Annotated in this window: 25 protein-coding genes; 14 read left to right on the forward strand and 11 right to left on the reverse strand. The window is 65.9% G+C overall.

The genetic code is table 11. The features are described 5' to 3' along the window. Positions 1-34: 34 nt before the first annotated feature. The 4 genes from AO684_RS20065 to betI all read right to left on the reverse strand — a co-directional run bounded on the left by AO684_RS20065 (position 35) and on the right by betI (position 4,065). The gene (locus AO684_RS20065; protein WP_054304514.1) at positions 35-271 is read right to left on the reverse strand and encodes a YdcH family protein; all 237 of its coding nucleotides are present in this window, start codon (positions 269-271) and stop codon (positions 35-37) included. Between the two features lie 97 nt (positions 272-368). Next, positions 369-2,021 carry a choline dehydrogenase gene (gene betA / locus AO684_RS20070; protein ID WP_054304515.1) on the reverse strand — a complete coding sequence of 551 codons (1,653 nt, stop codon included), beginning with the start codon at positions 2,019-2,021 and terminating at the stop codon, positions 369-371. 7 nt (positions 2,022-2,028) lie between these two features. After that, entirely contained in the window at positions 2,029-3,483 is a 1,455-nt protein-coding gene (betB, locus tag AO684_RS20075) for a betaine-aldehyde dehydrogenase (RefSeq protein ID WP_152968484.1), read from the reverse strand. A 15-nt stretch (positions 3,484-3,498) separates the two neighbouring features. Further along, on the reverse strand, positions 3,499-4,065 hold the full coding sequence (betI, locus tag AO684_RS20080) for a transcriptional regulator BetI (protein ID WP_054304517.1): 567 nt from the start codon (positions 4,063-4,065) through the stop codon (positions 3,499-3,501). Between the two features lie 115 nt (positions 4,066-4,180). On the opposite strand from betI, the gene AO684_RS20085 reads away from it, so the two are divergent. The 3 genes from AO684_RS20085 (at position 4,181) to choV (ending at position 7,055) form a co-directional block, all read left to right on the forward strand. Next, positions 4,181-5,116, forward strand: a complete 936-nt coding sequence (locus AO684_RS20085; RefSeq protein ID WP_054304518.1) for a choline ABC transporter substrate-binding protein — start codon at positions 4,181-4,183, stop codon at positions 5,114-5,116. An 80-nt stretch (positions 5,117-5,196) separates the two neighbouring features. Further along, positions 5,197-6,033 carry a choline ABC transporter permease subunit gene (choW, locus tag AO684_RS20090; protein ID WP_054304519.1) on the forward strand — a complete coding sequence of 279 codons (837 nt, stop codon included), beginning with the start codon at positions 5,197-5,199 and terminating at the stop codon, positions 6,031-6,033. Next, complete coding sequence (choV, locus tag AO684_RS20095; RefSeq protein WP_054304520.1) at positions 6,030-7,055, forward strand: choline ABC transporter ATP-binding protein; 1,026 nt, start codon at positions 6,030-6,032, stop codon at positions 7,053-7,055. Before choW ends, choV begins: the two co-directional genes overlap by 4 nt. Positions 7,056-7,103: 48 nt before the next feature. Here choV and topA read toward each other — a convergent pair whose 3' ends face one another. Further along, entirely contained in the window at positions 7,104-9,824 is a 2,721-nt protein-coding gene (gene topA / locus AO684_RS20100; RefSeq protein WP_054304521.1) for a type I DNA topoisomerase, read from the reverse strand. A 161-nt stretch (positions 9,825-9,985) separates the two neighbouring features. On the opposite strand from topA, the gene AO684_RS20105 reads away from it, so the two are divergent. Next, positions 9,986-10,414, forward strand: coding sequence for a hypothetical protein (locus AO684_RS20105; protein ID WP_152968485.1), 429 nt, complete (start codon positions 9,986-9,988; stop codon positions 10,412-10,414). A gap of 7 nt (positions 10,415-10,421) precedes the next feature. Here the strand turns inward: AO684_RS20105 and dprA are convergent, their stop codons facing one another. Further along, positions 10,422-11,573 (reverse strand): DNA-processing protein DprA, encoded by a 1,152-nt coding sequence (dprA, locus tag AO684_RS20110; protein WP_054304523.1) that lies wholly within the window; start codon positions 11,571-11,573, stop codon positions 10,422-10,424. 106 nt (positions 11,574-11,679) lie between these two features. Here dprA and AO684_RS20115 point away from each other — a divergent pair, with 106 nt between their 5' ends. Further along, on the forward strand, positions 11,680-12,702 hold the full coding sequence (locus AO684_RS20115; protein ID WP_054304524.1) for a GlxA family transcriptional regulator: 1,023 nt from the start codon (positions 11,680-11,682) through the stop codon (positions 12,700-12,702). A gap of 6 nt (positions 12,703-12,708) precedes the next feature. Here the strand turns inward: AO684_RS20115 and AO684_RS20120 are convergent, their stop codons facing one another. Further along, on the reverse strand, positions 12,709-13,686 hold the full coding sequence (locus AO684_RS20120; RefSeq protein ID WP_082401161.1) for a formylglycine-generating enzyme family protein: 978 nt from the start codon (positions 13,684-13,686) through the stop codon (positions 12,709-12,711). A 147-nt stretch (positions 13,687-13,833) separates the two neighbouring features. Between AO684_RS20120 and AO684_RS20125 the strand changes: the two genes are divergently transcribed. The 4 genes from AO684_RS20125 to AO684_RS20140 all read left to right on the forward strand — a co-directional run bounded on the left by AO684_RS20125 (position 13,834) and on the right by AO684_RS20140 (position 17,102). Further along, the gene (locus AO684_RS20125) at positions 13,834-15,111 is read left to right on the forward strand and encodes a 4-aminobutyrate--2-oxoglutarate transaminase (protein WP_054304526.1); all 1,278 of its coding nucleotides are present in this window, start codon (positions 13,834-13,836) and stop codon (positions 15,109-15,111) included. 144 nt (positions 15,112-15,255) lie between these two features. Then, complete coding sequence (locus AO684_RS20130; RefSeq protein WP_054304527.1) at positions 15,256-15,975, forward strand: energy-coupling factor ABC transporter ATP-binding protein; 720 nt, start codon at positions 15,256-15,258, stop codon at positions 15,973-15,975. Next, positions 15,950-16,546 carry an energy-coupling factor transporter transmembrane component T gene (locus AO684_RS20135; RefSeq protein WP_054304528.1) on the forward strand — a complete coding sequence of 199 codons (597 nt, stop codon included), beginning with the start codon at positions 15,950-15,952 and terminating at the stop codon, positions 16,544-16,546. Before AO684_RS20130 ends, AO684_RS20135 begins: the two co-directional genes overlap by 26 nt. A gap of 13 nt (positions 16,547-16,559) precedes the next feature. After that, positions 16,560-17,102 carry a biotin transporter BioY gene (locus tag AO684_RS20140; RefSeq protein ID WP_054304529.1) on the forward strand — a complete coding sequence of 181 codons (543 nt, stop codon included), beginning with the start codon at positions 16,560-16,562 and terminating at the stop codon, positions 17,100-17,102. 146 nt (positions 17,103-17,248) lie between these two features. Here the strand turns inward: AO684_RS20140 and AO684_RS20145 are convergent, their stop codons facing one another. The 3 genes from AO684_RS20145 to aroQ are packed head-to-tail and all read right to left on the reverse strand — an operon-like array spanning position 17,249 to position 19,927. Further along, positions 17,249-18,334, reverse strand: a complete 1,086-nt coding sequence (locus AO684_RS20145; protein WP_054304530.1) for a thiolase family protein — start codon at positions 18,332-18,334, stop codon at positions 17,249-17,251. Then, complete coding sequence (locus AO684_RS20150) at positions 18,327-19,481, reverse strand: AMP-binding protein (protein WP_054304531.1); 1,155 nt, start codon at positions 19,479-19,481, stop codon at positions 18,327-18,329. The genes AO684_RS20145 and AO684_RS20150 overlap by 8 nt, the downstream gene beginning before the upstream one ends. A gap of 5 nt (positions 19,482-19,486) precedes the next feature. Next, complete coding sequence (aroQ, locus tag AO684_RS20155; protein WP_054304532.1) at positions 19,487-19,927, reverse strand: type II 3-dehydroquinate dehydratase; 441 nt, start codon at positions 19,925-19,927, stop codon at positions 19,487-19,489. A gap of 110 nt (positions 19,928-20,037) precedes the next feature. Here aroQ and AO684_RS20160 point away from each other — a divergent pair, with 110 nt between their 5' ends. The 3 genes from AO684_RS20160 to msrQ are packed head-to-tail and all read left to right on the forward strand — an operon-like array spanning position 20,038 to position 22,505. Next, positions 20,038-20,922 carry an asparaginase domain-containing protein gene (locus AO684_RS20160; RefSeq protein WP_054304533.1) on the forward strand — a complete coding sequence of 295 codons (885 nt, stop codon included), beginning with the start codon at positions 20,038-20,040 and terminating at the stop codon, positions 20,920-20,922. A gap of 60 nt (positions 20,923-20,982) precedes the next feature. After that, entirely contained in the window at positions 20,983-21,891 is a 909-nt protein-coding gene (msrP, locus tag AO684_RS20165) for a protein-methionine-sulfoxide reductase catalytic subunit MsrP (protein ID WP_054304534.1), read from the forward strand. Beyond that, positions 21,891-22,505, forward strand: a complete 615-nt coding sequence (msrQ, locus tag AO684_RS20170) for a protein-methionine-sulfoxide reductase heme-binding subunit MsrQ (RefSeq protein ID WP_054304535.1) — start codon at positions 21,891-21,893, stop codon at positions 22,503-22,505. The genes msrP and msrQ overlap by 1 nt, the downstream gene beginning before the upstream one ends. A gap of 52 nt (positions 22,506-22,557) precedes the next feature. Here msrQ and metF read toward each other — a convergent pair whose 3' ends face one another. Then, positions 22,558-23,424: a methylenetetrahydrofolate reductase [NAD(P)H] gene (metF, locus tag AO684_RS20175; protein ID WP_054304630.1), complete on the reverse strand. Its 867-nt coding sequence runs from the start codon at positions 23,422-23,424 to the stop codon at positions 22,558-22,560. 91 nt (positions 23,425-23,515) lie between these two features. Between metF and AO684_RS20180 the strand changes: the two genes are divergently transcribed. Together AO684_RS20180 and AO684_RS20185 are read left to right on the forward strand one after the other, a co-directional pair. After that, on the forward strand, positions 23,516-24,418 hold the full coding sequence (locus AO684_RS20180; protein ID WP_054304536.1) for a LysR family transcriptional regulator: 903 nt from the start codon (positions 23,516-23,518) through the stop codon (positions 24,416-24,418). A gap of 73 nt (positions 24,419-24,491) precedes the next feature. After that, positions 24,492-25,433 carry a calcium-binding protein gene (locus AO684_RS20185; protein ID WP_054304537.1) on the forward strand — a complete coding sequence of 314 codons (942 nt, stop codon included), beginning with the start codon at positions 24,492-24,494 and terminating at the stop codon, positions 25,431-25,433. Position 25,434: the final 1 nt, after the last annotated feature.

Consider the following 25,434-nt stretch of genomic DNA (forward strand, 5'->3'; position numbering starts at 1 on the left):
GAGTTTGCAAATTCCGGGCCTTTTTTTCCGGTCGTTACGCGGCGAGGCGCTGCCAGATCTGGTCTTTCAGCGCGGCACGCTTGCGGCGCAACTCGGCCTCATGTTCTTCCGACAGCGCCTCGACGCGGGTTTCCGCACGATGCACGGCGCGGTTGACCTCGTGATATTCGTCCACCAGCCGGGCGAAATGCGCATCGGTCTCCTTCAGAGCCGAAATCTTGCCCGCTTCAGCCGGAAACTCTTCGGCCAGTTCGTGGGGGGTGTTCGACATGCGTCTGTCTCTCCTTCAACGTTACCCCCACATCCTAGCCGCCGCTGAGGGGCACCACCTTGACCCGGATCAAATCGCGCAACTGGCAGGCATCTTTTCAGCGCTGCGCCTGCTGCCAGTCCGGGTTGATCCAGGGCGCAAGGTTCGACGGCGGCAACATCGCGCGGCCCAGAATATGATCCGCCGCCTTCTCGCCCGTCATGATCGACGGGCCGTTGAGATTGCCGTTGGTCACCCGCGGGAAGATCGAACTGTCGGCAACGCGCAGGCCGTCCACCCCGATCACACGGCATTCCGGGTCCACCACGGCGCCGGGATCGCTGGCGGCCCCCATCCGCGCAGTCCCACAAGGATGATAAGCACTTTCAACATGTTCGCGGATGAAAGCGTTCAGTTCATCGTCCGACTGCACGCCCGCACCAGGCTGGATTTCCGATTTCAGATAGGGGGCGAAGGCCTGCTGACCGATGATCTCGCGCGTGAGCCGGATGCAGCGGCGGAAGTCATCCCAATCCGACTCCTGGCTCATGTAGTTGAAACGGATGCGCGGCGCGACACGCGGATCGGAGGACCGCAGCGTGACATCCCCGCGCGAGGCAGAGCGCATCGGGCCGACATGGGTCTGGAAGCCATGGCCCTCGGCCGCGGCCTTGCCGTCGTAGCGTACCGCGATGGGCAGGAAGTGATACTGGATATCCGGGTAATCGACCCCGGCCTTCGAGCGGATGAAAGCGCAGCTTTCGAACTGGTTCGAGGCACCAAGTCCCCGTCCGGTCAGCAACCATTGCGCCCCGATCAGCGCCTTGCCCCAGAGGTTCCAGTATTTGTACAGGGTCACCGGCTGGCTGGCTGCAAACTGCAAATATAGCTCAAGGTGATCTTGCAAATTCGCGCCGACACCCGACCGGTCTGCCCAGACATGGATGCCATGCTCGCGCAAATGGGCCGCGGGGCCGACACCGGACAGCAGCAGCAGTTTCGGCGTATTGATCGACGAAGCCGCGAGGATGACCTCACGCGCCGCCGGTATCACCACGATCCCGCCCTTCTGTTCCACCTCGACGCCGGTGGCACGGCCATTTTCGATCACCACACGGCGGGCGAAGCCCTTTTCGACCCTTACCCGCCCGGTTTTCAGCGCAGGTTTCAGATAGGCGTTGGCGGCCGACCAGCGCCGCCCGCGCCAGATCGTCGCCTCCATGGCGCCGAAACCTTCCTGCTGGCGGCCGTTGTAGTCTTCGGTCACCGGATAACCTGCCTGTCGGCCGGCCTCGATGAAGGCGTTGAACAGGGGATTCGCACGCGGGCCTCGGGTGATGTGCAAAGGGCCATCGCTGCCGCGATAATCCGCCTCGCCGGTATCGCCGTGCCAGCTTTCCATGCGTTTGAAATAGGGCAGCACATCGGCATAGGACCAGCCCGCAGCACCCTGCTCCGCCCAGTGATCGAAGTCGCGCGCATGGCCGCGCACATAGACCATGCCGTTGATCGAGGACGAGCCGCCGATCACCTTGCCGCGCGGGGTGGCCAGCACCCGCCCCCCCAGATGCGGTTCGGGTTCGGTCTGGAACCCCCAGTCATAGAGGCCCATGTTCATCGGATAGCTGAGCGCGGCAGGCATCTGGATGAAGGGCCCGGCGTCGGTGCCGCCGAATTCGATCAGGGTGACACTGCGCCCGGCCTCAGCCAGACGATAGGCCATGGCGCAACCGGCGGAGCCCGCACCGACGATGACGTAATCGCTGCTCATCTTCGCCTCAATACGGAGCGTCGACGGGGCCCATGCCCACATAGACGGATTTCACCTGCGTGTAATGCTCGACCGCCGCCCGCGAATTTTCGCGCCCCACACCCGAAGATTTCACCCCACCAAAGGGGCCTTCCACGGGGGTCAGGTTATAGGCATTGATCCAGCAGGTTCCGGCCTGAAGCTGCGCGACCACGCGATGCCCGCGTGCCAGATCGGCGGTGAACACCCCGGCGGCGAGGCCAAATTCCGTGTCATTGGCGCGGGTTATCACCTCTTCTTCATTCTCGAAATCAAGAATGGCCATGACCGGGCCGAACACCTCTTCCCGTGCCAGCGTCATATCGTCGGTCACATCGGCAAAGGCAGTGGGCTGAACGTAGAAGCCGGTATTCAGCGCGGCACGGTCGCCACCGCAGATCAGCCGGGCGCCTTCAGCCTTTGCAATTTGCATATAGCCCAGAACTTTTTGCAACTGCGCCTCCGACACCAGCGGGCCAAGCTGGGTTTCGGGGTCCAGCGGATCACCAAGGCGGATCGCAGCGGTTCGCTCGGCCAGGCGGCTCAGGAAACGCTCCTTGATGACCTTCTGCACGAAGACGCGGGTGCCGTTGGAACAGATCTGCCCGGTGGAATAGAAGTTCCCCAGCATGGCCGCGCCAATGGCGCTTTCGACATCGGCATCGTCAAAGACGATCAGCGGCGACTTGCCGCCCAGCTCCATCGTCACATGACGGATACCTTCAGCGGCAGCGGCATAAACCTTGCGCCCGGTCGGCACCGACCCCGTGAGCGAAACCTTCGCCACGCGCGGATCGGTGACCAGCGCACCGCCCACGGTTCCCCGCCCCTGCACCACATTGAACAGCCCGGCAGGCAGTCCGGCCTCCACCAGAATCTCGGCCAGTTTCAGCGCACCGAGCGGCGTCACCTCGGACGGTTTGAAGATCATCGCATTGCCAAGGCTCAGCGCGGGGGCGGCCTTCCAGCAGGCGATCTGGCTGGGGTAATTCCATGCACCGATGCCGACGCAGACGCCCAGCGGTTCGCGGATCGTGTAGACGAAATCGCCGCCCAGCGGCACGGTTTCGCCGGTCACCGTCGGCGCCAGCCCAGCGAAATATTCCAGCGCATCGGCGCCCGAAGGCCAGTCGGCCACCGTGGTTTCCTGCACAGGCTTGCCGGTATCCAGCGTCTCAAGCACCGAAAGTTCTTCATTGCGGGCGCGGATCAGATCCACGGCGCGGCGCAAGATGCGGGCGCGTTCGACCGGGCGCGTGGCCCCCCAGGCTTTCTGTGCCGCCGCTGCCCCGGATAGCGCCGCCTCGATCACCGCAGGCGTCGCCTCATGCAGCACGGCGATCATCTCGCCCGTGGCCGGATAGACAACCTCGATCGCCGCACCGGCGGTATCTTCGACATAGTCACCATTGACGAAATGGCTGGCCTTCGGCTGTGCCCGCATGGTCATCCCCTTTCTTTATTTACGTTTCCCGAGTTCCGAGGCCACGAATTCCATAACCGTGGCCACGGCCGAGGCCGAATCCGGCGGCCCCTCCTTCAAAGCTTCGCGCAGGTAGACGCCGTCGATCAGCGCCCCCAGCGCATCGGCCGCGCGATCCGCCCGCACGCCGACCAGCGGCCGCAGGCAGCTGAGCAGGTTCGACCGCAAGCGCCGCTGATAGACCGACAGCAGGCGCCGCGCCTCGGGCACGGTCTGCGCCAGAACATAGAAGTTCAGCCATGCACCGACCGCCTCGCGGCGGAAGTTGCCGGGGCTGAAGCTTGCGCGCAGAATCGCCTGCAACCGCGCCTCAGGTCCATCCACCGCTGCCAGCGCGCCGCGCACTTCGGCCCCGTAAAGCGACAGGATATGTCGCATCGCGGCAAGGAAGATGTCTTCCTTCGACCCGAAGTAATGATGCGCCAGCGCCGAAGACATCCCCGCCCGCTTGGCGATCTGGCTGACCGTCACATCCAGCGACCCGGCACGGCCCAACTCCACGATGGTCGCTTTGACCAGCGCGGCCTTTCGGATAGGTTCCATCCCAAGCTTCGGCACGGCATTTCCCCAAAAAACACTTGCCAAACCGAGCTAGCGCGTTTTTTATTGATCCGTCAATCAACAAAAAACGCAACCACGCCAGACACAGGGAATCGACATGACCAAAATGAAATCCGCCCTTCTGGCCACCACGGTGGCCTTCGCCTTCGCCGGCACCGCCCATGCCGAAGGCTGCGACAAGGTGATCTTCTCGGATGTCGGCTGGACCGACATCACCGCCACCACCGCCGCCACCAGCGTCGTGCTGGAGGCTCTGGGCTATGAAACCGAAACCAAGCTGCTGTCTGTGCCGGTCACCTATACCGGCCTTGCGGGCGGCGACGTGGATGTGTTCCTCGGCAACTGGATGCCGACGATGGAAGCCGACATCGCCCCCTACCGCGAAGCGGGCACCGTCGAGACCGTGCGCACCAACCTTGAAGGCGCGAAATACACGCTGGCCACCAACGAGGCCGGTGCCGCGCTGGGGATCAAGGATTTCGCCGACATCGTTGCGCAGAAAGATGCGCTGGAAGGCAAGATCTACGGGATCGAGCCGGGCAATGACGGCAACCGCCTGATCCTCGACATGATCGAGAAGGATGCCTTCGGCCTGAAGGGCTTCGAAGTCATCGAAAGCTCGGAGCAAGGGATGCTGGCCGAAGTCGCCCGCACCACGGGCGAGCAGAAGCCGATCATCTTCCTCGGCTGGGAACCCCACCCGATGAATGCCAATTTCAAGATGACCTATCTGACCGGCGGCGATGATTTCTTCGGCCCGAACCTTGGCGGCGCCACCGTGGCGACCAACGTCCGCAAGGGCTATGTCGCGGAATGCCCGAATACCGGCAAGCTGCTGCAAAACCTCGTCTTCTCGCTGCCGATGGAGAACGAGATCATGGGTGCGATCCTGGATGATGGTGCCGATCCGAAGGCCGCCGCCTCGGCCTGGCTGAAGGCCAATGCCGATACGCTGGGCCCCTGGCTGGACGGCGTGACCACAAAGGACGGCGGCGACGCCATGGCCGCGGTGAAATCGGCGCTGGGTCTTTAAGGCTTCCCTGAACCGCCCTCCCCTGTCCGACCGGCGGGGGAGGGTTTTCGCATGCGCCCCGCAGGAAGGAAACGCGCCGGATGCTCGACTGGCTGACCGACAACAAGCTGCCGCTGGGCAAGCTGTCGAAAATTGCCTTCGAATGGATGAAAGTTAACCTGAAGCCCCTGTTCGACGTGATGGGGACGGTGATGGATCGGCTGATCGACGCGATCCTCTGGGTTCTGCAAAGCCCGCCGCCGCTGGTGGTGATCGCGGCGTTTCTTGCGCTGACATGGTATCTGCAAAGATCGTGGAAGGTGGTGCTTTTCGTGGCGCTGGCTTTCGCCTTCATCCTCAATCAAGGCTACTGGAAACCCACGACCGAAAGCCTGACACTGGTGCTGTCATCCTGCGTGGTCTGCATGGGGCTGGGGGTGCCCATCGGTATCTGGGCCGCGCACAGGCCCAAGGTCTATGCAGCGCTGACCCCGGTGCTGGACCTGATGCAGACGCTGCCGACCTTCGTTTACCTGATCCCCGCCATCGTGTTCTTCGGCATCGGTATGGTGCCCGGCCTGATCGCCACGGTGATCTTCGTGCTGCCCGCGCCGATCCGCATGACGCAGCTGGGCATTTCCTCGACCCCCATGCCGCTGCTGGAGGCCGCAACCGCCTTTGGCGCCACCAAACGGCAGGTGCTGTGGAAGGTAGAACTGCCTTATGCCCTGCCGCAGATCATGGTCGGGCTGAACCAGACCATCATGCTGTCGCTGTCGATGGTGGTGATCGCCGCGCTGGTGGGGGCGAACGGGCTGGGCGTGCCGGTGGTGCGGGCGCTGAACTCGGTCAATACCGCGCTCGGGTTTGAAAGCGGCCTCGTCATCGTCGTCGTGGCCATCATGCTGGACCGCATGCTGAGGGTGACGCGCAAATGACCGCAGTTGAATTCGACCAGGTGTCCATCGTCTTCGGCGATGATCCGCAAAGCGCGCTGCCGCTGATGGACCAGGGCAAGAGCCGGGCCGAGGTGCAGCAGGCCACCGGGCAGGTGCTTGGCGTGCATGACTGTTCGCTGAGCGTGGCCGAAGGCGAGATCCTCGTGCTGATGGGCCTGTCCGGCTCGGGCAAATCCACGCTGCTGCGCGGGGTGAATGCCCTGAACCCGGTGGTGCGTGGCGAGGTGCGGGTCTCGGATGGCGACCGCATGGTCAGTGTCACCAGGGCCGATGCCGATACGCTGCGCCGCCTGCGCCTGTCGCGCATCGCCATGGTGTTCCAGCAGTTCGGCCTCTTGCCATGGCGGTCGGTGCGGGAAAACGTGGGGTTGGGGCTGGAGCTTGCGGGCATCCCGGTCGAGGCCCGCCGTCAGCCGGTGGACGAACAGCTTGAACTGGTGAACCTGACGCAATGGGCCGACCGCAAGGTGGGCGAATTGTCAGGCGGGATGCAGCAGCGCGTTGGTCTGGCCCGCGCCTTTGTCACCCGTGCGCCGATCCTGTTGATGGACGAGCCTTTCTCGGCGCTGGACCCGCTGATCCGCACCAAGTTGCAGGACGAATTGCTGGATCTGCAACAGCGGCTGAAGCGCACCATCGTCTTTGTCAGTCACGATCTGGATGAGGCGTTCAAGATCGGCAACCGCATCGCCCTGATGGAGGGCGGCCGCATCGTGCAATGCGGCACGGCGCGCGAGATCATCGCCAATCCGGTCAGCGAATATGTCGCTGATTTCGTGGCGCATATGAACCCTCTGAGCGTGCTGACCGCGCGTGATGTGATGCGGGCGGGGCCTGCCTCCGCCAGTCATGCGGTGGAGGCGGAGACCCCGGTGAAAGCGGTGATGGAGATGATCCGTGACGGCGCCACCGCGATTGCTGTGACCGAGGGAGGGAGCACCATCGGCAGCATCGCCGCCGCCGATGTGATGGCGCGGCTGGTCAATCCGCGCGGCGCCTGAGCCGGAGCGTGAGGCAAAAGGGGGGCGTTCAGCCCCCCTTTTTCTGTTTCAGCTTTCGGCGTCGGCAGCCTTCTTGCCCGCGGCCTTCTTCGGCCTGGCTTCGGCTTTGGCCTTCGTCGCCTTGGGTTTTGCCTCTGCCTTCGGCTTTGCCGCCGCTTTGGGCTTGGCCGCCTTCTTGGCCCCGCCCTTCTTGCCCGCCTTTTCCGCGATCAGCGCCAGCGCCTCGTCAAAAGTAATGGCCTCCGGCTCCATGCCCTTGGGCAGGGTCGCATTGACCTTCTCCCATTTCACATAAGGACCGTAGCGCCCCGGCATCACAGCGATGACGCCGCCGTCCGGGTGCTCGCCCAACTCCTTCAGCGGCTGGGCCGGCGCGCTCGCCCCCCGCCCGCGGGAGGCTTTGAGCGCCAGCACTTCGACCGCACGGTTCATGCCGATGGTAAAGACCTCGTCCACCTCGGGCAGGTTGGCATAGGTGCTGTTATGCTTCACATAGGGGCCGAAGCGGCCGATCCCGGCCTCGACCAGCGCGCCATCCTCGGGGTGCGGGCCGATGGGACGCGGCAGGTTCAGAAGCATCAGTGCGCGTTCCAGATCAATGCTTTCCGGCGACCAGCCCTTGGGCAGGCTGGCGCGCGGCGGCTTGGGACTGGCCTCGTCCGCATCGCCCTTCTGCACATAGGGGCCAAAGCGCCCGGCGCGCAGGGTGATCGGCTGGCCGTCCTCGTCCTGCCCCAGCACCTTGCCGTCCGGGGTGATCGCACCCGAATCGTCGCCCACCGAAATCGGCCGCGTATAGCGGCATTCCGGGTAATTGCCGCAGCCGATGAAGGCCCCGCCAGACCGCGCCGTCTTCAGATGCAGCCGTCCCGAACCGCAGACCGGGCAGGATCGCGGATCGCCGCCATCGGCCCGCGCCGGGTAAAGATGCGGCGCGAGGAAATCATCGAGCCGCTCCAGCACCTCGCCGATGCGCAGATCAGCGGTTTCCGCCACGGCGGCCGAGAAATCGCGCCAGAACCGCGCCAGCACTTCCTTGTAATCGCGCTCGCCCGCCGACACATCGTCCAGCTCGCCCTCAAGCTCGGCGGTGAAATCATACTCAACATAGCGGCGGAAGAAGTTGGTCAGGAAGGCCGTAACCAACCGCCCCTTGTCTTCGGGGATCAGGCGGTTCTTGTCCTTCCGCACATATTCGCGGTCCTGGATGGTCGAGATGATCGAAGCATAGGTCGAGGGCCGGCCGATGCCGAGTTCCTCCATCCGCTTGACCAGTGTCGCCTCGGTGTAGCGCGCCGGCGGCTGGGTGAAGTGCTGCATGCCCTTCACCGCCTCTGTCTTGCCCAGCATCATGTTCTGCGCCCGACGGATGTCGCCGCCGACCGGTGCCGGTTCGCCTTCGGCAAAAACCGCCTTGGCGAAATCGGCGCGATAGGCACCGGCAGCGGGTTTCACCGTTTCGCCCTGCATGATCTGCGGCAGGCGGCCCTCGTCATCGCCATCCTCGTCACGGCCTTCGTCATAGACCTTGAGGAAACCGTCGAACATCACCACCTGCCCGTTGGCGCGCAGCGTGACCTGGCCGTCGGGGCTGGTCACATCCACCGCTGTCCGTTCCAGCCGCGCTGCCGCCATCTGGCTGGCGATCGTGCGCTTCCAGATCAGGTCATAAAGTTTGCGCTGGTCCGCCTCGGTCAAACGCAGCTTTTCGGGCGCCGCCGACATATCGGTCGGGCGGATACATTCGTGGGCTTCCTGCGCGTTCTTGGCCTTGTTTTTATACATGCGCGGGCTGTCCGGCACATATTCGGCGCCGAAGCGATCCTTGATCTCGGCCCGCGCCGCCATCACCGCCTCGGGCGCCATGTCGATGCCGTCGGTCCGCATATAGGTGATATGCCCGGCTTCATAGAGCCGCTGCGCCGCTGACATCGTGGCCTTGGCGCCCATGCCGAACTTGCGGCTGGCCTCCTGTTGCAGGGTCGAGGTCATGAAGGGCGGAAAGGGGTTGCGGCTGGCGGGTTTCGATTCCACCGCCGCCACGCGCAATTCGCGCGATTGCACCGCCTGCACCGCCAGTTCGGCCGCTTCGGCGGTCGGGATGTCGAACTTGTCGAGCTTCCTGCCGCCCAGCACGGTCAGCTTCGCCTCGAAGCTCTGGCCGCGCGGCGTGTCGAGCATGGCAACCACGCTCCAGTATTCGCGGGCGCGGAAGGCCTCGATCTCCATTTCCCGTTCGACAATCAGCCGCAGGCAGACCGACTGCACCCGCCCCGCCGATTTCGCACCCGGCAGCTTGCGCCACAGCACCGGCGAGAGCGTGAAGCCCACCAGATAATCCAGCGCGCGGCGGGCCAGATAGGCGTCAACCAGCGCGGCATCAACCTCGCGCGGGTTCTTCATCGCCTCGGTCACGGCGGCCTTGGTGATGGCGTTGAAGGTGACGCGGCTGACCTTCTTGCCCTTCTTCAGGCTGGAGGCCAGCGCCTCTTTCAGGTGCCACGAAATCGCCTCGCCCTCGCGGTCAGGGTCGGTAGCGAGGATCAGTTCGTCATCGGTTTTCAGCGCCTCGGCGATGGCCCGGACATGCTTCTTGCTGTCCGAGGCGACCTCCCATTTCATGTCGAAATCGTGCTCGGGATCGACCGAACCATCCTTCGGCGGCAGGTCACGGACATGGCCATAGGAGGCCAGCACCGTATAGTCGGAGCCAAGATATTTGTTGATTGTCTTGGCCTTGGCCGGTGACTCGACGACGACGACTGCCATGAAAACCTCTTGCGCCCTGCCCATCGGGGGCGCCGAAACATGTGTATGACCGGGCACCCATGTCAAGGCAGGGCCGTGTCGTCAAGCCCGCAATCGGGTTTGACGGAAGCGTGAAGACCGCGCAATCTGCGCCGGATTTCCCTTTGATCCGGTTGATTTCGATGCGCCTTGCCCTGGTTCTGAGCCTCTGCCTCGCCCTGCCCCATCCCGCCGCCGCCTGGACCGAACCCGCCCGCGGCACCGCCGACCGACGCGCCATGATGGATGCGATGCGCCCGCTGGCCGAAATGAACCTCGGGGCGCCGGTGGAGTTCGTTGTCCACACGCTGCGCGTCGACGGCCGCGCGGGATTCGCCATGGTCAGTGCCCAGCGGCCGGGCGGCGGCGAGATCGACATGGCGCAGACCCCGATGGTACGGCGGCAGGGGCTGGACCCGGAATTCATGGATGGTGCCAACATGCAGGCGCTTCTGTGGAAATCCGGCCAAAGCTGGGCCGTGGTCCATTGGGCCATCGGGGCCACCGATGCCTGGTGGGCCGATCCGGCGCTGTGCCCGCAATGGGCCGCGGTCACGCCCGAGGTCTGCTGATCCCGCCTCACGCCCGGCAGATCAGACCGCCGGGCTGGCGCAGTACCCGCCCCTCCAGCTCCAGCGTCAGAAGCTGCGGTGCGACCTCATGCGCGGGCACCGCCAGATCGCGGATCAGCTGATCCTCGGCCACCGGGCTGGGCGACAGCCGGTCAAGAATCTTGCGATGCAGCGCCGCAATCTCGGCCAGCGGTCGGCGGGCGGGCACCGGGCCGGGCAGTACCCCGTCAGGTAATGCGGCATGGGCGCGCGCGGCGGGCGCGGGCACCTGGCCAAGTGCTTCGATCACATCCTCAGCCGAGCGCACCAAGGTTGCCCCTTCCCGGATCAGCTGGTTGCAACCCGCCGCGCGGGCGTCGAAGGGATGGCCCGGCACCGCCAGCACCTCGCGCCCCTGATCCGCCGCCTCTTTCGCGGTGATCAGTGAGCCGGAGCGCGCCGCCGCCTCCACCACCACCACCGCGCGGGCAAGGCCCGAGACGATGCGGTTGCGCAGCGGGAAATGCCGTGCCTGCGGTTCCGTGCCCATGGGCTGTTCCGACAGCAGCGCCCCTTCTGCCGCGATCCGGGCCGCGAGACCGCCGTTTTCCACCGGATAGATCACGTCAACCCCACCCGCCATCACCGCCACTGTGCCAGTGCCCAGCGCAGCGGAATGCGCCTCGCCATCAATGCCGCGCGCAAGGCCCGATACGACGACAAACCCCGCCTCGCCCAGTGCCCCGGCCAGCCTCCTCGCCATGCGGATACCCAGGCTGGAGGCATTGCGGGCCCCCACCAGCGCCACCATGGGCCGGGCCAGCAGCGCCGCATCGCCGCGCAGCCACAGAACCGGCGGCGCATCCGGCAGGCCCGCCAGATGTTCGGGGTATGCCGCCTCGCCCCGACAAACCATACGCGCCCCGGCAGCCCGTGCCGCACGCATCTCATGCAAAGCCACCTCCACCGGGCAGGCCGCGTAATCATTCACCCCCGCCGCGCGCGCCACATCGGGCAGCGCCGCAAGCGCCGCCTGCGCGGTACCGTGTTCCGCCAGCAGCCGGTGAAACGTCACCGGCCCGACCCTGCGGGAGCGAATGAGGCGCAGCCAGGACAGCCGTTCCTGTTCCGTGAAGGGGTGGGTGGGGTGTGGGGTGTCACAGTCCGGTCCGGGCGCCATGATTCCGCTCCTCATTCGCAGGGCCAGACTGGCCCGGAAAGGGTTAACCAGCGGTAAACACCAACTGCCGCTTGCGACAATTCACAGGCCGCGCTACGGCAATCGGATGAGCACCGATCAGACTGAGGATTCGCAGCGATACGTGGCGCGCGGCGTGGCACATGTCACGCTGCCGAAAGTCATCGAGCCGGTGCATGTCACCTTCGTTCTGGCCCCTCGCTTCACCATGCTGGCCTTCACCTCGGCCATCGAGCCATTGCGGGTGGCGAATCAGCTCACCGGGCAGATCCTGTTCCGCTGGCAGACCTTCTCGGAAGACGGCCAGCCGGTGCGCTGTTCCAACGGCGTGCCGGTGATGCCCGACGGGCCGCTGAGCGCCGCGCAGCCGCAGGGCCATGTGCTGATCTGCGGTGGCGTGCAGCCCGAGGTCACGATGGGCGCGACGCTGGGTGACTGGGTGCGCAACCAGTGGCGGCGTGGCCGCACGGTGGGCGGGCTGTGCACCGGCGCCTATGCTCTGGCGCGGGCGGGTATCCTGAAGGGGCGACGTTTCACTCTGCATTGGGAAAACCTCAGCGGCTTTTCCGAAACCTTCCCCGATCTGACCCCGGCGCGGCAGGTGTTCTGTCTTGACGACCGGATCGTGACCTGCGCGGGCGGCGTTGCTGCCGCCGACCTGATGCTGAAACTGATCCATGACCATTACGGCGCCGAACTGAGCCAGGAGGTCATGAACATGTGCCTGCTGACCCAGCGGCGCGACGAGGCGGACGAGCAGGTCACCTCGCTGGCGGCACGGCTGGGCACCCGGAACGAAAAGCTCATCAAGGCCGTGGCCTTCCTTGAGGCGCGGATCGAGGAGGAATTTGATCTGGACGCCTGTGCCGATCACCTTGGCGTATCGCGGCGCCAGATCGAACGTCTGTTCAATCGTTATCTCGGCGTCACCCCGGTGCGCTACATGAATGACCTGCGGCTGCAACACGGCCGCGCCCTGCTGGCCGAAACCGACCTTAGCGTAACCGAAGTGGCCGTCGCCTGCGGCTACGCCTCCAGCAGCCATTTCTCGAAAAGTTTCCGCAAGAAATACGGCGTCTCGCCCTATCGCTTCTCACATTTCCGGGCCTGACGCCGGTCAGAACTGCCGGATGAGGCGGAAGCCGGCCATATACCTGCGATATGATTCGATGGCACCGCCACGCGCCGCAGGACGGGCGTAATCCATGCCATCCGTGAAGGCGCCGCCGCGTTCGACCCGATTGCATTCTTGCTGTGACAGCGCATTTGCCAAATAGGCACTGTCTCTGGCAAGGCCGAGGTGCCCGCCCTCAGTCCAGCAGGAGAGTGTCCTTTCACTGACATTGCCTGACATGTGGCGCAGGCCCCAGCCGTTTGCAGCATCCAGTGCATCCACTTCGACCGGCGTGTCCCGCCAGGCGAACGTCGGAACAGTATTACCGCGCATCCTGTCCTCGCCCTCGCCATTGAAATTCGCCTGATCCGAGGTCAGCTCATCCCCCTGGGCAAAGCGGGTTTCGGTGCCCGCACGGGCGGCATATTCCCATTCCGCTTCAGTCGGCAGACGATAAGCCTTCGCCCCGACCAGCGTATTCAGCCACAGCACATACTCCTGCATGTCGAGGTAAGAGATATTGATGACCGGATGCTTCGGGCCAAGCGGGATGTCGCGGCTGAGTGTCGGGGTCACATGTTTCGGCACGCGGGTGCAGGCACCGGCGTCCACGCATGCCATCCATTCGGCATGCGTGACCTCGTTACGGCCCATGGCGAAGGGAATGTCCATCTCGACCCGATGGCGCGGATGTTCGCCGGGGATGAAGGGTTCCTTGCCGGGGGGAAGCAGGCGGAGGGTCGCATTCGAGCGGAACATGTCAATCGGGTTACGAGAATCCCCCGGCTTTGCCCCAATCATAAAACTGCCGGGCGGCATGACGATCATTTCGGGACAGGCATCACATTCGCGGAACATGTCCAGCGGCGCGAGGCTTCGACCATCGGTCAGAAGATAGCCTTGCTGCCCCTGCCCCGCAGCCGGCAGGCAAGACACCCAGAGACCCAGCGTGATGCACCACAATCCAGACCTGAAACCCATCGCCCCAACCCGTCATTCCGAAATCCGTTCGGGGCAGTATCCTTGTGCCTCCCCGGATCACAAGACCTGCCGAATCCCATTGCCTGCGGTGGGGATATTTGATCAAATGCGGCGCAACTCCCCTTAGGGCAGATGAGGACCAGAAAGATGAAGAATACCGAAGTGGCCAGCCGCCGGGACGAGGCGATTTCGCGCGGTGTGGGGATGCAGACGCAGATCTATGCTGACCGGGCGCTGAACGCCGAGGTCTGGGATGTCGAGGGCAATCGCTATATCGACTTCGCTGCGGGCATCGCGGTGGTGAATACCGGCCATTGCCACCCGAAGGTCATGGCGGCGGTGGCCGAACAGATGGGCCGCTTCACCCATACCTGCCATCAGGTCATGCCCTACGAGAACTACATCCGCCTCGCCGAGCGCCTGAATGAAAAGGTGCCGGGCGATTTCCGCAAGAAGACGATCTTCGTCACCACCGGCGCCGAAGCCTGCGAGAATGCGGTGAAGATCGCCCGCATCGCCACCGGCCGCGATGCGGTGATCGCCTTCGGCGGCGGCTTCCACGGCCGCACCTTCATGGGCATGGCGCTGACCGGCAAGGTGGAACCCTACAAGAAGGGCTTCGGCTCGATGATGCCGGGCGTATTCCATGTGCCCTTCCCGATGGATGTGCACGGGATTTCGGCCAGGGATGCGATGGCGGGGATCGAGAAGCTGTTCAAGGCCGATCTGGACCCGGCGCGCGTCGCCGCGATCATCTTTGAACCCGTGCAGGGCGAAGGCGGCTTCTACCCGGCGCCGACCGAGCTGGTGAAGGCCATCCGCGCTTTGTGCGACAAGCATGGCATCGTGATGATCGCCGACGAGGTGCAGACCGGCTTTGCCCGCACCGGCCACCTGTTCGCCATGGAGGCGCATGGCGTCGCCGCCGACCTGACCACCATGGCCAAGGGTCTGGCGGGTGGCCTGCCGCTGGCGGCAGTGACCGGCAAGGCAGAGCTGATGGATGCGGCCAATCCCGGCGGTCTGGGCGGCACCTATGCGGGCAACCCGCTGGGCATCGCCGCCTCGCATGCCGTGCTGGACGTGATCGAGGAGGAAGACCTTTGCGCCCGCGCCAACGAGCTGGGCTCGCGGCTGAAACAGAAGCTCGAATCGCTGCGCGCGACCACACCCGAGATCGTCGACATCCGCGGCCCCGGCTTCATGGTGGCGGTGGAGTTTGCCAATCCCTCGACCAAGGAACCCGATGCGGGCTTCACCGGCCGGGTGCGGGCCGAGGCGCAAAAGCGCGGGCTGATCCTGCTGACCTGCGGTGTTTACGGCAACGTCGTGCGGTTCCTTGCCCCGATCACCATTCCCGACGCGCATTTCGCCGAGGCGATGGAGATTCTGGAAGCCTCGGTCGCGGCGGCGCAACAGGGCTGAGCGGGGCTGGGGGCTCTGCCCCCGCGCCTTCGGCGCTCCCCCGGGATATTTATGGACAGAAAATGAAGGGGGGCCTCATGCCCTCCTTTTGCTCTGCCCTCCTTTTTCGTTGTGCGCGGCCGGGGTGACCGCTATGCGGGCGGCATGGACGGGATAGAGTTTTCCGGGGTGCAATATGCGGTGCAGGGCAAGCCGGTCCTGCACGGCATCACGCTTTCGCTGCATGAGAGGCGCATCGGCATCGTCGGGCGCAACGGATCGGGCAAAACCACATTGCTGCGGCTGATGGCAGGGCTGTTGGCGCCGACGGGCGGCACGATCCGGGTGGCAGGCGTGGACCCGGCGGTGGATCGCAAGGCCATGTTGCGGGCCATCGGCATCCTGTTCCAGAACCCTGATCACCAGGTCATCTTCCCCACGGTAGAGGAAGAACTGGCCTTCGGTCTGCGTCAGCTGGGGCTGCGGGCCGGGGAGGCCACGGCGCGGGTACGGACCTGCCTCGCGGCAGAGGGCCGCGCGCATTGGGCGGCGGCGCCCGTCACAGCGCTGAGCCAGGGGCAGAAGCAATGGCTGTGTCTGATGGCGGTTTTGCTGATGGAGCCGGCGACACTGTTGCTGGACGAACCCTTCGCGGCACTGGATTTACCCACGCAGGCGCGGCTGTCGCGGAGGCTGGCATCCCTGCCGCAGCGGCTGGTGACCATCAGCCATGATCCGCAGGCGGTGGCGGGTTGCGACCGGGTGATCTGGCTTGAGGCCGGCCGCGTGGTGGGCGACGGCGCCGCTGCCGGGGTTCTGGAGGAATTCCGGGCCGAGATGGCGCGGCGGGGGGATAGCGATGCTGACACTGACCTCGGCGCATGAGACAGCAGCGCATCGTTGGCCTGCCGGGCCAAAGCTGGCCGCTGCCGCGCTGGGGTCGGCGCTGATCTTTCCGGTGCAGGCACTGCCGGTAATCGGTGGCGCGCTGCTGGCGCTGGCGGCGCTGCATCTGGTGCTGGGGTGGGGCTTCACCCGCGAGGCAGCGGGGCGGCTGTGGATGCTCTGGCCGTTTCTGCTGGTGCTGGCGCTCTGGCATCTGTGGACGGGCGAAATTCGCGCAGGCGCGGTCATTGCGGGCCGCATGGTCTTTGCCGTGGCGCTGGCCAATCTGGTGACGATGACCACCCGGCTGGATGCGATGCTGGCGGCGGTCGAGCGGGTTCTGACCCCCTTCGCGCGCTTCGGGCTGAACCCCCGCGTGCTGGCGCTGGCGGTCGCGCTGGTCATCCGCTTCACGCCGGTTCTGCTGGACAAGGCCGGGCAATTGCGGCAGGCATGGCGCGCGCGCAGTCCGAAACGCGCCGGGGTGGCCATCGTGCTGCCGCTGGTGCTGACCGCGCTGGATGACGCTGATCATGTGGCCGAGGCCCTGCGCGCGCGGGGCGGGCTTTGAGGAGATCCCCCCGATGGAACGCAACCTGACCCATATCGCGCTTTTCGCTGCTCTTATCGCTGTTCTGGGCCTCGTGCCCAAGATCGACCTCGCCTCGGGCGTGCCGATCACCGCGCAATCGCTGGGCATCATGCTCTGCGGCACGGTGCTGGGCGCGAAACGCGGCACGCTGGCGGTGCTGCTGTTCCTTGGCCTCACCGCGCTGGGTCTGCCGCTTCTGGCGGGCGGGCGTGGCGGGCTTGGCGTCTTTGTCTCGCCCACTGCCGGTTATCTGGTGGGCTTCCCGCTGGCAGCCTTTGTTGCCGGTCTGGTGGTCGAGAAATGGCGCGCGCCTGTGGGCATCGCCGCTTTCGGCGGCGCCTTCCTGGGGGGTCTGGTTGTACTGCATGCCTGCGGCATTGCCGGTATGGCCGTGGTTCTGGGCAAGACCTTGCCCGAGGCCGCCGGTCTGGCCCTGCCCTTCTTTGCCGGTGACCTGCTGAAGGCCGTCATCGCCGGGGCGATCACGCAAGGCCTCGCACGGGTGCGCCCGCAGGCCCTGCTGTCACGCGGCTGAACCATCTGCCAAGGGGGCGGCCTGCCCCCTTTGCTGCGGCCATTCACCCCCGGGAATATTTCCGCAAGGTAGAAGCCCATCCGGCTCTTTATCTTGGTCCAAATATCCCGGGGAAGGCCGCAGGCCGGGGCGGAGCCCCCTCAGACTCAGACCTGCAGAACCAGCGCCGAGCCGATACCCCCGGCCGCCGCGATGGCGGCAAGGCCGGGGCCATGTTGCAGCCCGTGAAACAGCCGGGCAACCAGAATGGCCCCCGAGGCCCCGATGGGGTGCCCTCGCGCCAGCGCCCCACCGCCCGGATTGACGCGTTTCTCTGGCAGGGCACAGGCGTCCATGCAGGCAAGGGCCTGCACGGCGTAGGCCTCCATCAGTTCAATCTGTTCCAGCGCATCGGGGGCAAGGCCGGTGCGGTCCAGTACCCGGCGGATGGCGGCGACCGGGGCAAGGCCCGGCTCTTCCGGTGCGGCACCCAGCGTCGCACAGGCGCGGATGCGCAGGCTGCGACGTGCCTTTGCCGCGATATCCGGCGCTACGACCAGCGCGAAAGCTGCGCCGTCGGCCTCCACCGCCGTGGTTGCGGCATTGACGCTGCCCGCCAGACGTGGTGCGCGGGCCGCCAGCGCCGGGGTCAGCGTGCGGGTGAAACCATCCCTGTCCTGCCCCGCGACCGGCACGATTTCCGGCTGCGCGCTGGCGCGGGCAAGGGCATGGCTGCGCACCGCCCAGGCCTGCTGGCGCGCGGCAGAAATCCCCAGCCGGTCGGCCAGTGCGGCGGCGGCATCGGTCATGTCCGGATCACGGTCGGGCCATGGGGTGAAGGGCGGGCGGTCATAAGGTTGCGGCGTCTGACCGGGCGCCTGTGCCAGCCGCAGGGGGCGGCGCGAATAGCTTTCCACCCCGCCCGCCAGCACCACCCTTGCCTGCCCGGACGCCACCAGCGCCGCCGCAATGCCAATGGCATCCAGCCCGCCCGCACACTGGCGGTCGATGCTCAGCCCCGCGACACGCTCTGGCAAACCCGCGGCCAGCGCCGCCAGCCGCGCCGGATTGCCGCCCGCCCCCAGCGCGTTCGACAGGATCAGCTCGTCCACCTGATCCAGCGCGATGCCTGCATCCTTCAGAACGGCGGCAATCACCGGCGCGGCCAGTTCGTGCAGGGCAAGACCGGCGAAGGCGCCGCCACGCGGCATCACCGGGCTGCGGCGGGCGGCGATCAGGCGGGGTTCAGTCATCGGGCAGATCCCACGCCAGCGCTGCGAGGTCAGTCTTGCCCGAGGGCAACTCGGGCCAACTGTCGCGCCAGATCACGCGGCGCGGCGCGGCCAGCAGGCCGAAAGCGGCGCGCAAGGCGTGAAGGATTGCAGGCTCTGCCGCCCGGTCTCCGACCACAACCGCCACCAGAACCTGCCCGCGCAAACCATCGGCCACCGGCAGAACAGCGGCGCGCGTCACGCCGGGCAGGCCCAGCAGCGCCAGTTCGATTTCCTCGGGGAACACGCTCTGATCGGCAATCTTCACCCGCCGCCCGGCCCGTCCACGCAGGAACAGCGCGCCGTCGCGCAACTCGGCAAATTCATCCAGATGCAGCCAGCCGTCACGCCATTCGGCCCCGGCCCCGCCTCCGGCATAGCCCTCGGCCAGATAGGGCGATCTGACGGACAAGCCATCGGTGTCACAGCGCAATTCAACACCGGGATAGGGCCGCCCCACGCTGTCGGGCGGGGTCGTTTCATCCGCCATGGCGATGAAACTCGCCTCCGCCGCGCCGTAAAACTCGGTTACCCGCGCCGGACCCAGAGCCGCCAACGCCGCCCGCAGCGCCGGATCAAGCTTTGATCCGCCGACGACGATATGGCGCAGATCGGGCAGCGCGCCGCCCGCCTCGGTTAGAAGGCGCAGTTGCGCAGGCGTCGCGTAAAGCAGCGACACGCGCCGCGCTGCCAGCGCCGCGCGCTGCCGGTCGGGGCGCAGACCGTCCAGCAGATGCAGCTCCGCCCCAAGATGCAGCGCCTCCACCGCGCCATAAAGCGCCAGCGAATGCACCAGCCGCCCCAATACGGCGACCCGCGTGCCCGGCCCGATGCCGAACAGCCGGGCATTCACCGCGAAACTGGCGATCCAGGATGCCTGCGTGCGGCGGATGCGTTTCGGCGTGCCCGAGGTGCCGCCGGTCAGGGTTTCAAACACCGGCACCCTGCCCGGTTCGGGCGGCGGAGCCTCCGTCGCCCCGATACGAAACGCCGGATGCCCGATGGCAGACTGCAAGGCGGCCAGCGCCGGACGATCCGGCAGAACCGCAGCCCCCGGCACCGCCCCCTCGCAAACCGTGCCGCGCGCATCGACCGCCCGCGCTGCCGGATGCCAGCGAAAGCTTTCCACCCCGCCTAGCCCGCCCGCAGCAGCGACACCACGCGGCGCAGCGCCAGAAGGTAGCCTTCCGTCCCGCAGCCCGCGATCACCCCATCTGCCCGCAGCGAGACATAGGAGTGATGGCGAAAGCTCTCGCGCTTGTGGACATTCGAGATATGCACCTCGATCACCGGCCCCTCGAAGGCGTTCAGCGCATCCAGAATGGCGACCGAAGTATGGGTATAGGCGGCCGGGTTGATGACGATGGCCGAGGCGGCATCGCGCGCCGTATGGATCATCTCGACAATCGCGCCCTCGTGGTTCGACTGCGCGAAATGCAGTTCCACCCCAAGATCGGCAGCCAGCGCGGCGCAGCGCGCCTCGACATCAGTCAGCGTTTCATGGCCGTAAACCTCGGGCTGTCGCTTGCCCAGCAGGTTGAGGTTCGGCCCGTTGAGGATATGGATCGGTTTCATGTCTGCCCGTTGCACTGGATCGCCGCCACGATAGCAACGCCCGCCGCGACTGGCCAGATGGCTTGCCCCGCGCAGGCAGGCATGGCAAGCGATGGAAAACGGGAGGGCGGATGAAGCTGCTACTGATCCATACCGGCGGCACCATCGGCATGGCGCCGGGGCCGGACGGGCTGCACCCCGCACCGGGGCTGGTCGAGGCGGCGCTGGCCGCACGGCTGCCGAAGGGCACCGATCTGGTGGCCGAGGTCTTTGCCCCCCTGCGCGACAGCGCCGATGTCGGCCCGGCGGAATGGAACCGCATCCTGACTCTGATGGCGGATCATCCGGGCCGGGCGGTCCTGCTGACCCATGGCACCGATACGCTGGCCTTTACCGGCGCGGCGCTGGATCAGGCACTGGCCGGGTCGGGGCGGCGGCTGGTGATCTGCGGCGCCATGGTGCCGCTGGGCATGGGCGGCGATGCCGAGGCCAATCTGGACCTTGCGGTGGCCGCACTGGCCGAACCGGACGCCGGGGTGTTTCTCGCGCTTGGCGGCGCGCTGCTGCCCGCAGGCGGTCTTGCCAAGATCGACAGCCACGCGCCGGATGCCTTCACCGCCCTGCCCCAGTCCGCGCCCGTGCCGCGTGCGCCACATCCGGCGCCGTTTGACGAAAACAAGCGCCTTGCCATCCTCAGCCTGTCGCCCGGCCTGCCCGCCGCGATGCTGGAGGCGGCGCTGGAGGTATTGGATGCCGCTGTGCTGCGGGTCTTTGGTGCCGGAACCATGATGTCCGACCCCGCAATTGTGTCGGCACTGGCCCGTGCCACAGCGCGCGGCTGCCGTATCCGCGCGGTCAGCCAGTGCCTGCGCGGCGGGCTGGAACCGGGGGCCTATGCCGCCGGAGCCGCGCTCTGGTCCGCCGGGGTGGAAAACGGCGGGCTGGAAACGGCCGAGGCCGCCCTGGCGCGGCTGTGGCTGGATCTTTCGGCCCGCGCCCCGCACACGATCGCGTGAAAGGTGTAACTTTCACGCCCTCCTGACCGTAGAATAGGAAAAGCGACAGGAGGCACCGCGATGGCGCAACGCTACAATTCCGGGCTCGGCTGGGCCGATGTCACCCCGAAGGCCGGCTGGCTGAACCGCAGGCAGCTGATGATGACCATGGGCGCGGCGCTGGCGGCCAGCCCCGCACTGGCCGCGACCGGCCCCTATTCCACCGACGAGGCGCCAAACAGCCTTGAGGACATCACGGGCTACAACAATTTCTATGAATTCGGCTTCGACAAGACCGACCCGGCCGCCCATGCGGGCAAGCTGACCACCTCCCCCTGGGCGGTGGAGGTTGACGGGCTGGTGGATCGCCCCGGCAGCTACGACCTTGGCGATCTGCTGAAGGGCCTGCCGGTCGAGGAACGCATCTACCGCTTCCGCTGTGTCGAGGCGTGGTCGATGATCATCCCGTGGAACGGCGTGCAGCTTTCGCATGTGCTGGATCGTGTCGGCGTGCAACCCGGCGCGAAATTCGTGCAGTTCACCTCGCTGGCCCGGCCCGAGGAAATGCCGGGGGTCAAGGCCGGTCTGCTGGACTGGCCCTACCGAGAGGGGCTGCGTATGGACGAGGCGATGCACCCGCTGACCCTGCTGGCGACCGGGATCTATGGCGAGCCGATGCCGAACCAGAACGGCGCGCCGATCCGGCTGGTGGTGCCGTGGAAATACGGCTTCAAATCCGCGAAATCGCTGGTGAAGATCACACTGACCGACCGCATGCCCTATACAACCTGGAACGCGCTTCAGCCCAAGGAATACGGCTTTTATGCCAATGTGAACCCGGAGGTGGATCACCCGCGCTGGTCGCAGGCGTCCGAGCGCCGCATCGGTGCGGGCCTGTTCGCGTCTAGGGTCGATACGCAAAAGTTCAATGGTTACGGGGATCTGGTGGCCGATCTTTACAAGGGGCAGGATCTGGCGAGGGATTACTGATGCTGCGCGATACGATCCACCGCGCCTTGCGGCCGGTGCGCCCCTGGATGGTCTACACCCTGGGGGCGCTGCCCGCGTTGCTGCTGGTCGTTGATGTCTTCACCGGAAATCTGGGCGTCGATCCGGTCAAGACCATCGAGCACCGCGTCGGCGAGGTTGCGCTGCAACTGATCGTGGCAGGGCTGTGCATCACACCGCTGCGCCGATTTGCCGGGCTGAACCTCATCCGATTCCGGCGCCAGATTGGCGTGCTGGCCTTCGTGTACGCGGCACTGCATCTGCTGGTCTGGATCACGCTGGACCTGCAATTCCGCTGGTCGGAAATCGGCGCAGATCTGGTGAAGCGGCCCTATATCATCGTCGGCTTTGCGGCTTTCCTGATGCTGCTGCCACTGGCCGTCACCTCGAACAATGCCGCGATCCGCCGGATGGGCGCCGCCGCCTGGCAGCGTCTGCACTGGCTGACCTACCCCGCCGCCATGTTGGCGGGGCTGCATTTCATCATGCTGGTCAAGGCCTGGCCCGCCGAGCCGCTGATCTATATGGGCGCCATCATCGCCCTGCTGGGTTTGCGCCTGATCCCGCGCGCCGCCCCGCGCCGGGTGCCTGCATAAAAAAACGCCCGGGCCGCAAGGGACCGGGCGCAGGTTTGCCGGAAAGGGCCTGTCAGGCCACCTTTTCCAGCGCCACCTCGGGAGAGATCCCCAGCGCGTGACAGACATCACGCGTGAGATGCGGACGGTTCAGGGTGTAGAAGTGCAGGTCTTCCACCCCTTCCGAAATCAGTTCGTCGCACAGTTCGGTGCACAGCGCGACCGACAGCAACTCCTCGCGGCCATCGCGTTTTGCGGTGGCATAGGCATCATCGAGCCACTGCGGCACCTGTGCCCCGCAGCGCGACGCGAATTTCTTGACGCCCGCGAAATTCTCGATCGGCAGGATGCCGGGGATGATCGGGGCGGTGATGCCCTCCTTTGCGCAAAGATCGCGGAAGCGCAGGAAGGTTTCGGCCTCGAAGAAGAACTGGGTGATGGCCGAGGTTGCACCGGCATCCAGCTTGCGTTTCAGCCAGCGCACATCGGCCAGCGTATCGGCGGCATCGGGGTGCGGTTCGGGGTAGGCGCCGACGCGCAGGGTGAATTTGCCGGTGGCGGCCAGCGCCTCGATCAGTTCCACGCTGTTGGCAAAGCCTTCAGGATGCGGGGTGAAGCGGGTCGCGCCCTTCGGCGCATCGCCGCGCAGCGCCACGATTTCACGCACACCGGCGTCAGCATAGGCCGCCGCGATTTCCAGCGTCTCGGCCTTGGTCGCCTCCACACAGGTCAGATGCGCCGCGACGTTCAGGCCATAGTTGCGCCCGATGGTGGTGACCGCCTCATGCGTCAGCTTGCGGGTGGTGCCGCCCGCGCCGTAGGTGACCGAGGCAAATGTCGGACGCAGCGGCGCCAGCATCTGCACGGTTTCCCACAGTTTGAACGACGCATCCAGCGTCTGGGGCGGGAAGAACTCGAACGAGATGCGCGGGGTCGTCATGATCTGCTCCGTGTTTGCGGTGTGTCCCTTGTGCCGGAAAGCGGCCTGTGAGACAAATTCATAATTCTCAAGATCAACATGAGGCCGCTTCATGTATTTCGAGCTGCGCCACCTGCGCACCATCCGCGCCATCCATGATTGCGGCGGGCTGGCCCGCGCCGCCGACATGCTGAACATGACTCAATCGGCCCTGAGCCATCAGGTGAAGGGGCTGGAGGAGCAGGCGGGGGTCGAACTGTTCGTGCGCCGTTCAAAACCTCTGAAGCTTTCCGCCGCCGGGCAGCGCATGCTGCGGCTGGCCGACAAGGTGCTGCCCGAGGTTGAGGCGCTGGAGGACGAGTTTCGTGCCCTGCGCGCGGGCAAGACCGGGCGGCTGCATATCACGCTGGAATGTCACGCCTGTTTCGACTGGCTGTTCCCGGTGCTGGAGAAATTCCGCCACGCCTGGCCCGATGTGGATGTGGACATCCGCGCGGGCCTGGCCTTCGATGCCTTCCCCGCGCTCGACCGCGAGGAAGTCGATCTGGTCATCACCTCGAACCCGACCGACCTGCCGGGCGTGGTGTTCAACCCGCTGTTCGACTATCACCCCACGCTGGTTGCATCCTCCGCCAATCCGCTGGCGGGCAAGGCCGCGATCAGTGCCGAGGATCTGCGCGATCAGATGCTGATCACCTACCCCGTCAGCCGCGACAAGCTGGATGTGTTCACCGAATTGCTGACCCCCGCCAAGGTAGAGCCGCGCGGGCACCGGCAGGCCGAACTGACGGCGGTGATCCTGATGCTGGTCGGCTCGAATCGCGGGGTTTCCGTGCTGCCCGACTGGGTGCTGCGCGGGGTGCGTGACAATCCCGATTATGCGCTGCGCCCGCTGGCGGGGAACCCGTCGAAACGGCTGTACGCTGCCACGCGCACCGAGGATGCGACACAGCCCTACATGGCGCATTTCCTGCGTCTGGGGCGCACCGAGGCGGTGAAGCTGCAACGCGGCTGAACCCTGTTCCTTCGGGAACAGCCGCGCCCGGCGTGCCATGGCAGGGTGAGCGTATCAGAGAAGGAGATCCCCCATGGCCCGCACGATCCGTTTCACCAATGGCGACGACAGCTTCCGTCAGGGCTTTGCCCCCGAAAACACCCGGCTGACGCTGGTGATGGGCGGCGGCAAGGACAGCGTGCTTCTGGACCGAGACGATGATCTGGGCGGGCTGAACCGCGTGCTCGCCGGCGCAGGCGACGATTCTGTGATCAGCCGGATCGAACAGGGCAATGTGATCTCGCTCGGCGCGGGGAACGATATTTATGTCAGCACCGGCTTCGGCAGCTTCGCCACCGACCGCGGCGACCGTGTTTCGGGCGGCGCGGGCAGGGACACATTCGCCGTCTCGACCTTCCAGAGCACCTATCTGGGTGGCACCGGCAACGACATTTTCCACTCCGTCGGCTGGCAGAACACTTTCGTCGGCGGCAAGGGTCGTGACACCATCAGCTATGAGCCGCGCGCGGATGATTTCACCCAGGGCGGCAGCGGTGTGACTGTCGATCTGGGTGCAGGCCGTACCCAGACCGGCGCCAACCGTTTTGAAACCCTGCGCGGCATCGAGAACGCCATCGGCTCGGGCGCGGATGATGCGCTGTTCGGCACCAATGGCCGTAACGTGCTGACCGGCGGACTGGGCTTTGACCAGCTGACCGGACGCGGCGGTGCCGATACTTTTGTCTGGCGCAGCGCCGCCGAGGCGGCGATGGCCTCGGATGCCATCGACCTCGTGACGGATTTCAGCACCGCACAGCGTGACCGGATCGACCTGCGCGGCATCGACGCCGATGCCACCACCCGCGCCAATGACGCGTTCGACTTCATCGGCGCGCAGGGCTTCAGCGGCACGGCGGGCGAGCTGCGCTTTGCCGGTCAGATCCTTGAAGGCGACACCAACGGCGACGGTCTCGCCGATTTCCGTATCGGCCTGCTGAATGTCGACACGCTCGGCGCCAGCGACATCCTGCTGTAAG

Origin of the sequence: Gemmobacter sp. LW-1 (genome assembly GCF_001303875.1) — a bacterium.
GTDB classification, from domain to species: Bacteria; Pseudomonadota; Alphaproteobacteria; order Rhodobacterales; family Rhodobacteraceae; genus Gemmobacter; species Gemmobacter caeni.

Excerpts from the sequence above, each read along its gene's own strand:
- AO684_RS20180 (WP_054304536.1), top strand. The coding sequence starts at position 23,516 with ATGTATTTCGAGCTGCGCCACCTGCGCACCATCCGCGCCATCCATGAT.
- AO684_RS20140 (WP_054304529.1), top strand. The coding sequence starts at position 16,560 with ATGGAACGCAACCTGACCCATATCGCGCTTTTCGCTGCTCTTATCGCT.
- AO684_RS20120 (WP_082401161.1), bottom strand. The coding sequence starts at position 13,686 with ATGGGTTTCAGGTCTGGATTGTGGTGCATCACGCTGGGTCTCTGGGTG.
- AO684_RS20160 (WP_054304533.1), top strand. The coding sequence starts at position 20,038 with ATGAAGCTGCTACTGATCCATACCGGCGGCACCATCGGCATGGCGCCG.
- betA (WP_054304515.1), bottom strand. The coding sequence starts at position 2,021 with ATGAGCAGCGATTACGTCATCGTCGGTGCGGGCTCCGCCGGTTGCGCC.
- msrP (WP_054304534.1), top strand. The coding sequence starts at position 20,983 with ATGGCGCAACGCTACAATTCCGGGCTCGGCTGGGCCGATGTCACCCCG.
- metF (WP_054304630.1), bottom strand. The coding sequence starts at position 23,424 with ATGACGACCCCGCGCATCTCGTTCGAGTTCTTCCCGCCCCAGACGCTG.
- AO684_RS20185 (WP_054304537.1), top strand. The coding sequence starts at position 24,492 with ATGGCCCGCACGATCCGTTTCACCAATGGCGACGACAGCTTCCGTCAG.
- AO684_RS20135 (WP_054304528.1), top strand. The coding sequence starts at position 15,950 with ATGCTGACACTGACCTCGGCGCATGAGACAGCAGCGCATCGTTGGCCT.
- dprA (WP_054304523.1), bottom strand. The coding sequence starts at position 11,573 with ATGGCGCCCGGACCGGACTGTGACACCCCACACCCCACCCACCCCTTC.
- AO684_RS20065 (WP_054304514.1), bottom strand. The coding sequence starts at position 271 with ATGTCGAACACCCCCCACGAACTGGCCGAAGAGTTTCCGGCTGAAGCG.
- AO684_RS20130 (WP_054304527.1), top strand. The coding sequence starts at position 15,256 with ATGGACGGGATAGAGTTTTCCGGGGTGCAATATGCGGTGCAGGGCAAG.
- topA (WP_054304521.1), bottom strand. The coding sequence starts at position 9,824 with ATGGCAGTCGTCGTCGTCGAGTCACCGGCCAAGGCCAAGACAATCAAC.
- msrQ (WP_054304535.1), top strand. The coding sequence starts at position 21,891 with ATGCTGCGCGATACGATCCACCGCGCCTTGCGGCCGGTGCGCCCCTGG.
- AO684_RS20085 (WP_054304518.1), top strand. The coding sequence starts at position 4,181 with ATGACCAAAATGAAATCCGCCCTTCTGGCCACCACGGTGGCCTTCGCC.
- choV (WP_054304520.1), top strand. The coding sequence starts at position 6,030 with ATGACCGCAGTTGAATTCGACCAGGTGTCCATCGTCTTCGGCGATGAT.
- AO684_RS20125 (WP_054304526.1), top strand. The coding sequence starts at position 13,834 with ATGAAGAATACCGAAGTGGCCAGCCGCCGGGACGAGGCGATTTCGCGC.
- betI (WP_054304517.1), bottom strand. The coding sequence starts at position 4,065 with ATGGAACCTATCCGAAAGGCCGCGCTGGTCAAAGCGACCATCGTGGAG.
- AO684_RS20105 (WP_152968485.1), top strand. The coding sequence starts at position 9,986 with ATGCGCCTTGCCCTGGTTCTGAGCCTCTGCCTCGCCCTGCCCCATCCC.
- AO684_RS20145 (WP_054304530.1), bottom strand. The coding sequence starts at position 18,334 with ATGACTGAACCCCGCCTGATCGCCGCCCGCCGCAGCCCGGTGATGCCG.
- choW (WP_054304519.1), top strand. The coding sequence starts at position 5,197 with ATGCTCGACTGGCTGACCGACAACAAGCTGCCGCTGGGCAAGCTGTCG.
- betB (WP_152968484.1), bottom strand. The coding sequence starts at position 3,483 with ATGCGGGCACAGCCGAAGGCCAGCCATTTCGTCAATGGTGACTATGTC.
- aroQ (WP_054304532.1), bottom strand. The coding sequence starts at position 19,927 with ATGAAACCGATCCATATCCTCAACGGGCCGAACCTCAACCTGCTGGGC.
- AO684_RS20115 (WP_054304524.1), top strand. The coding sequence starts at position 11,680 with ATGAGCACCGATCAGACTGAGGATTCGCAGCGATACGTGGCGCGCGGC.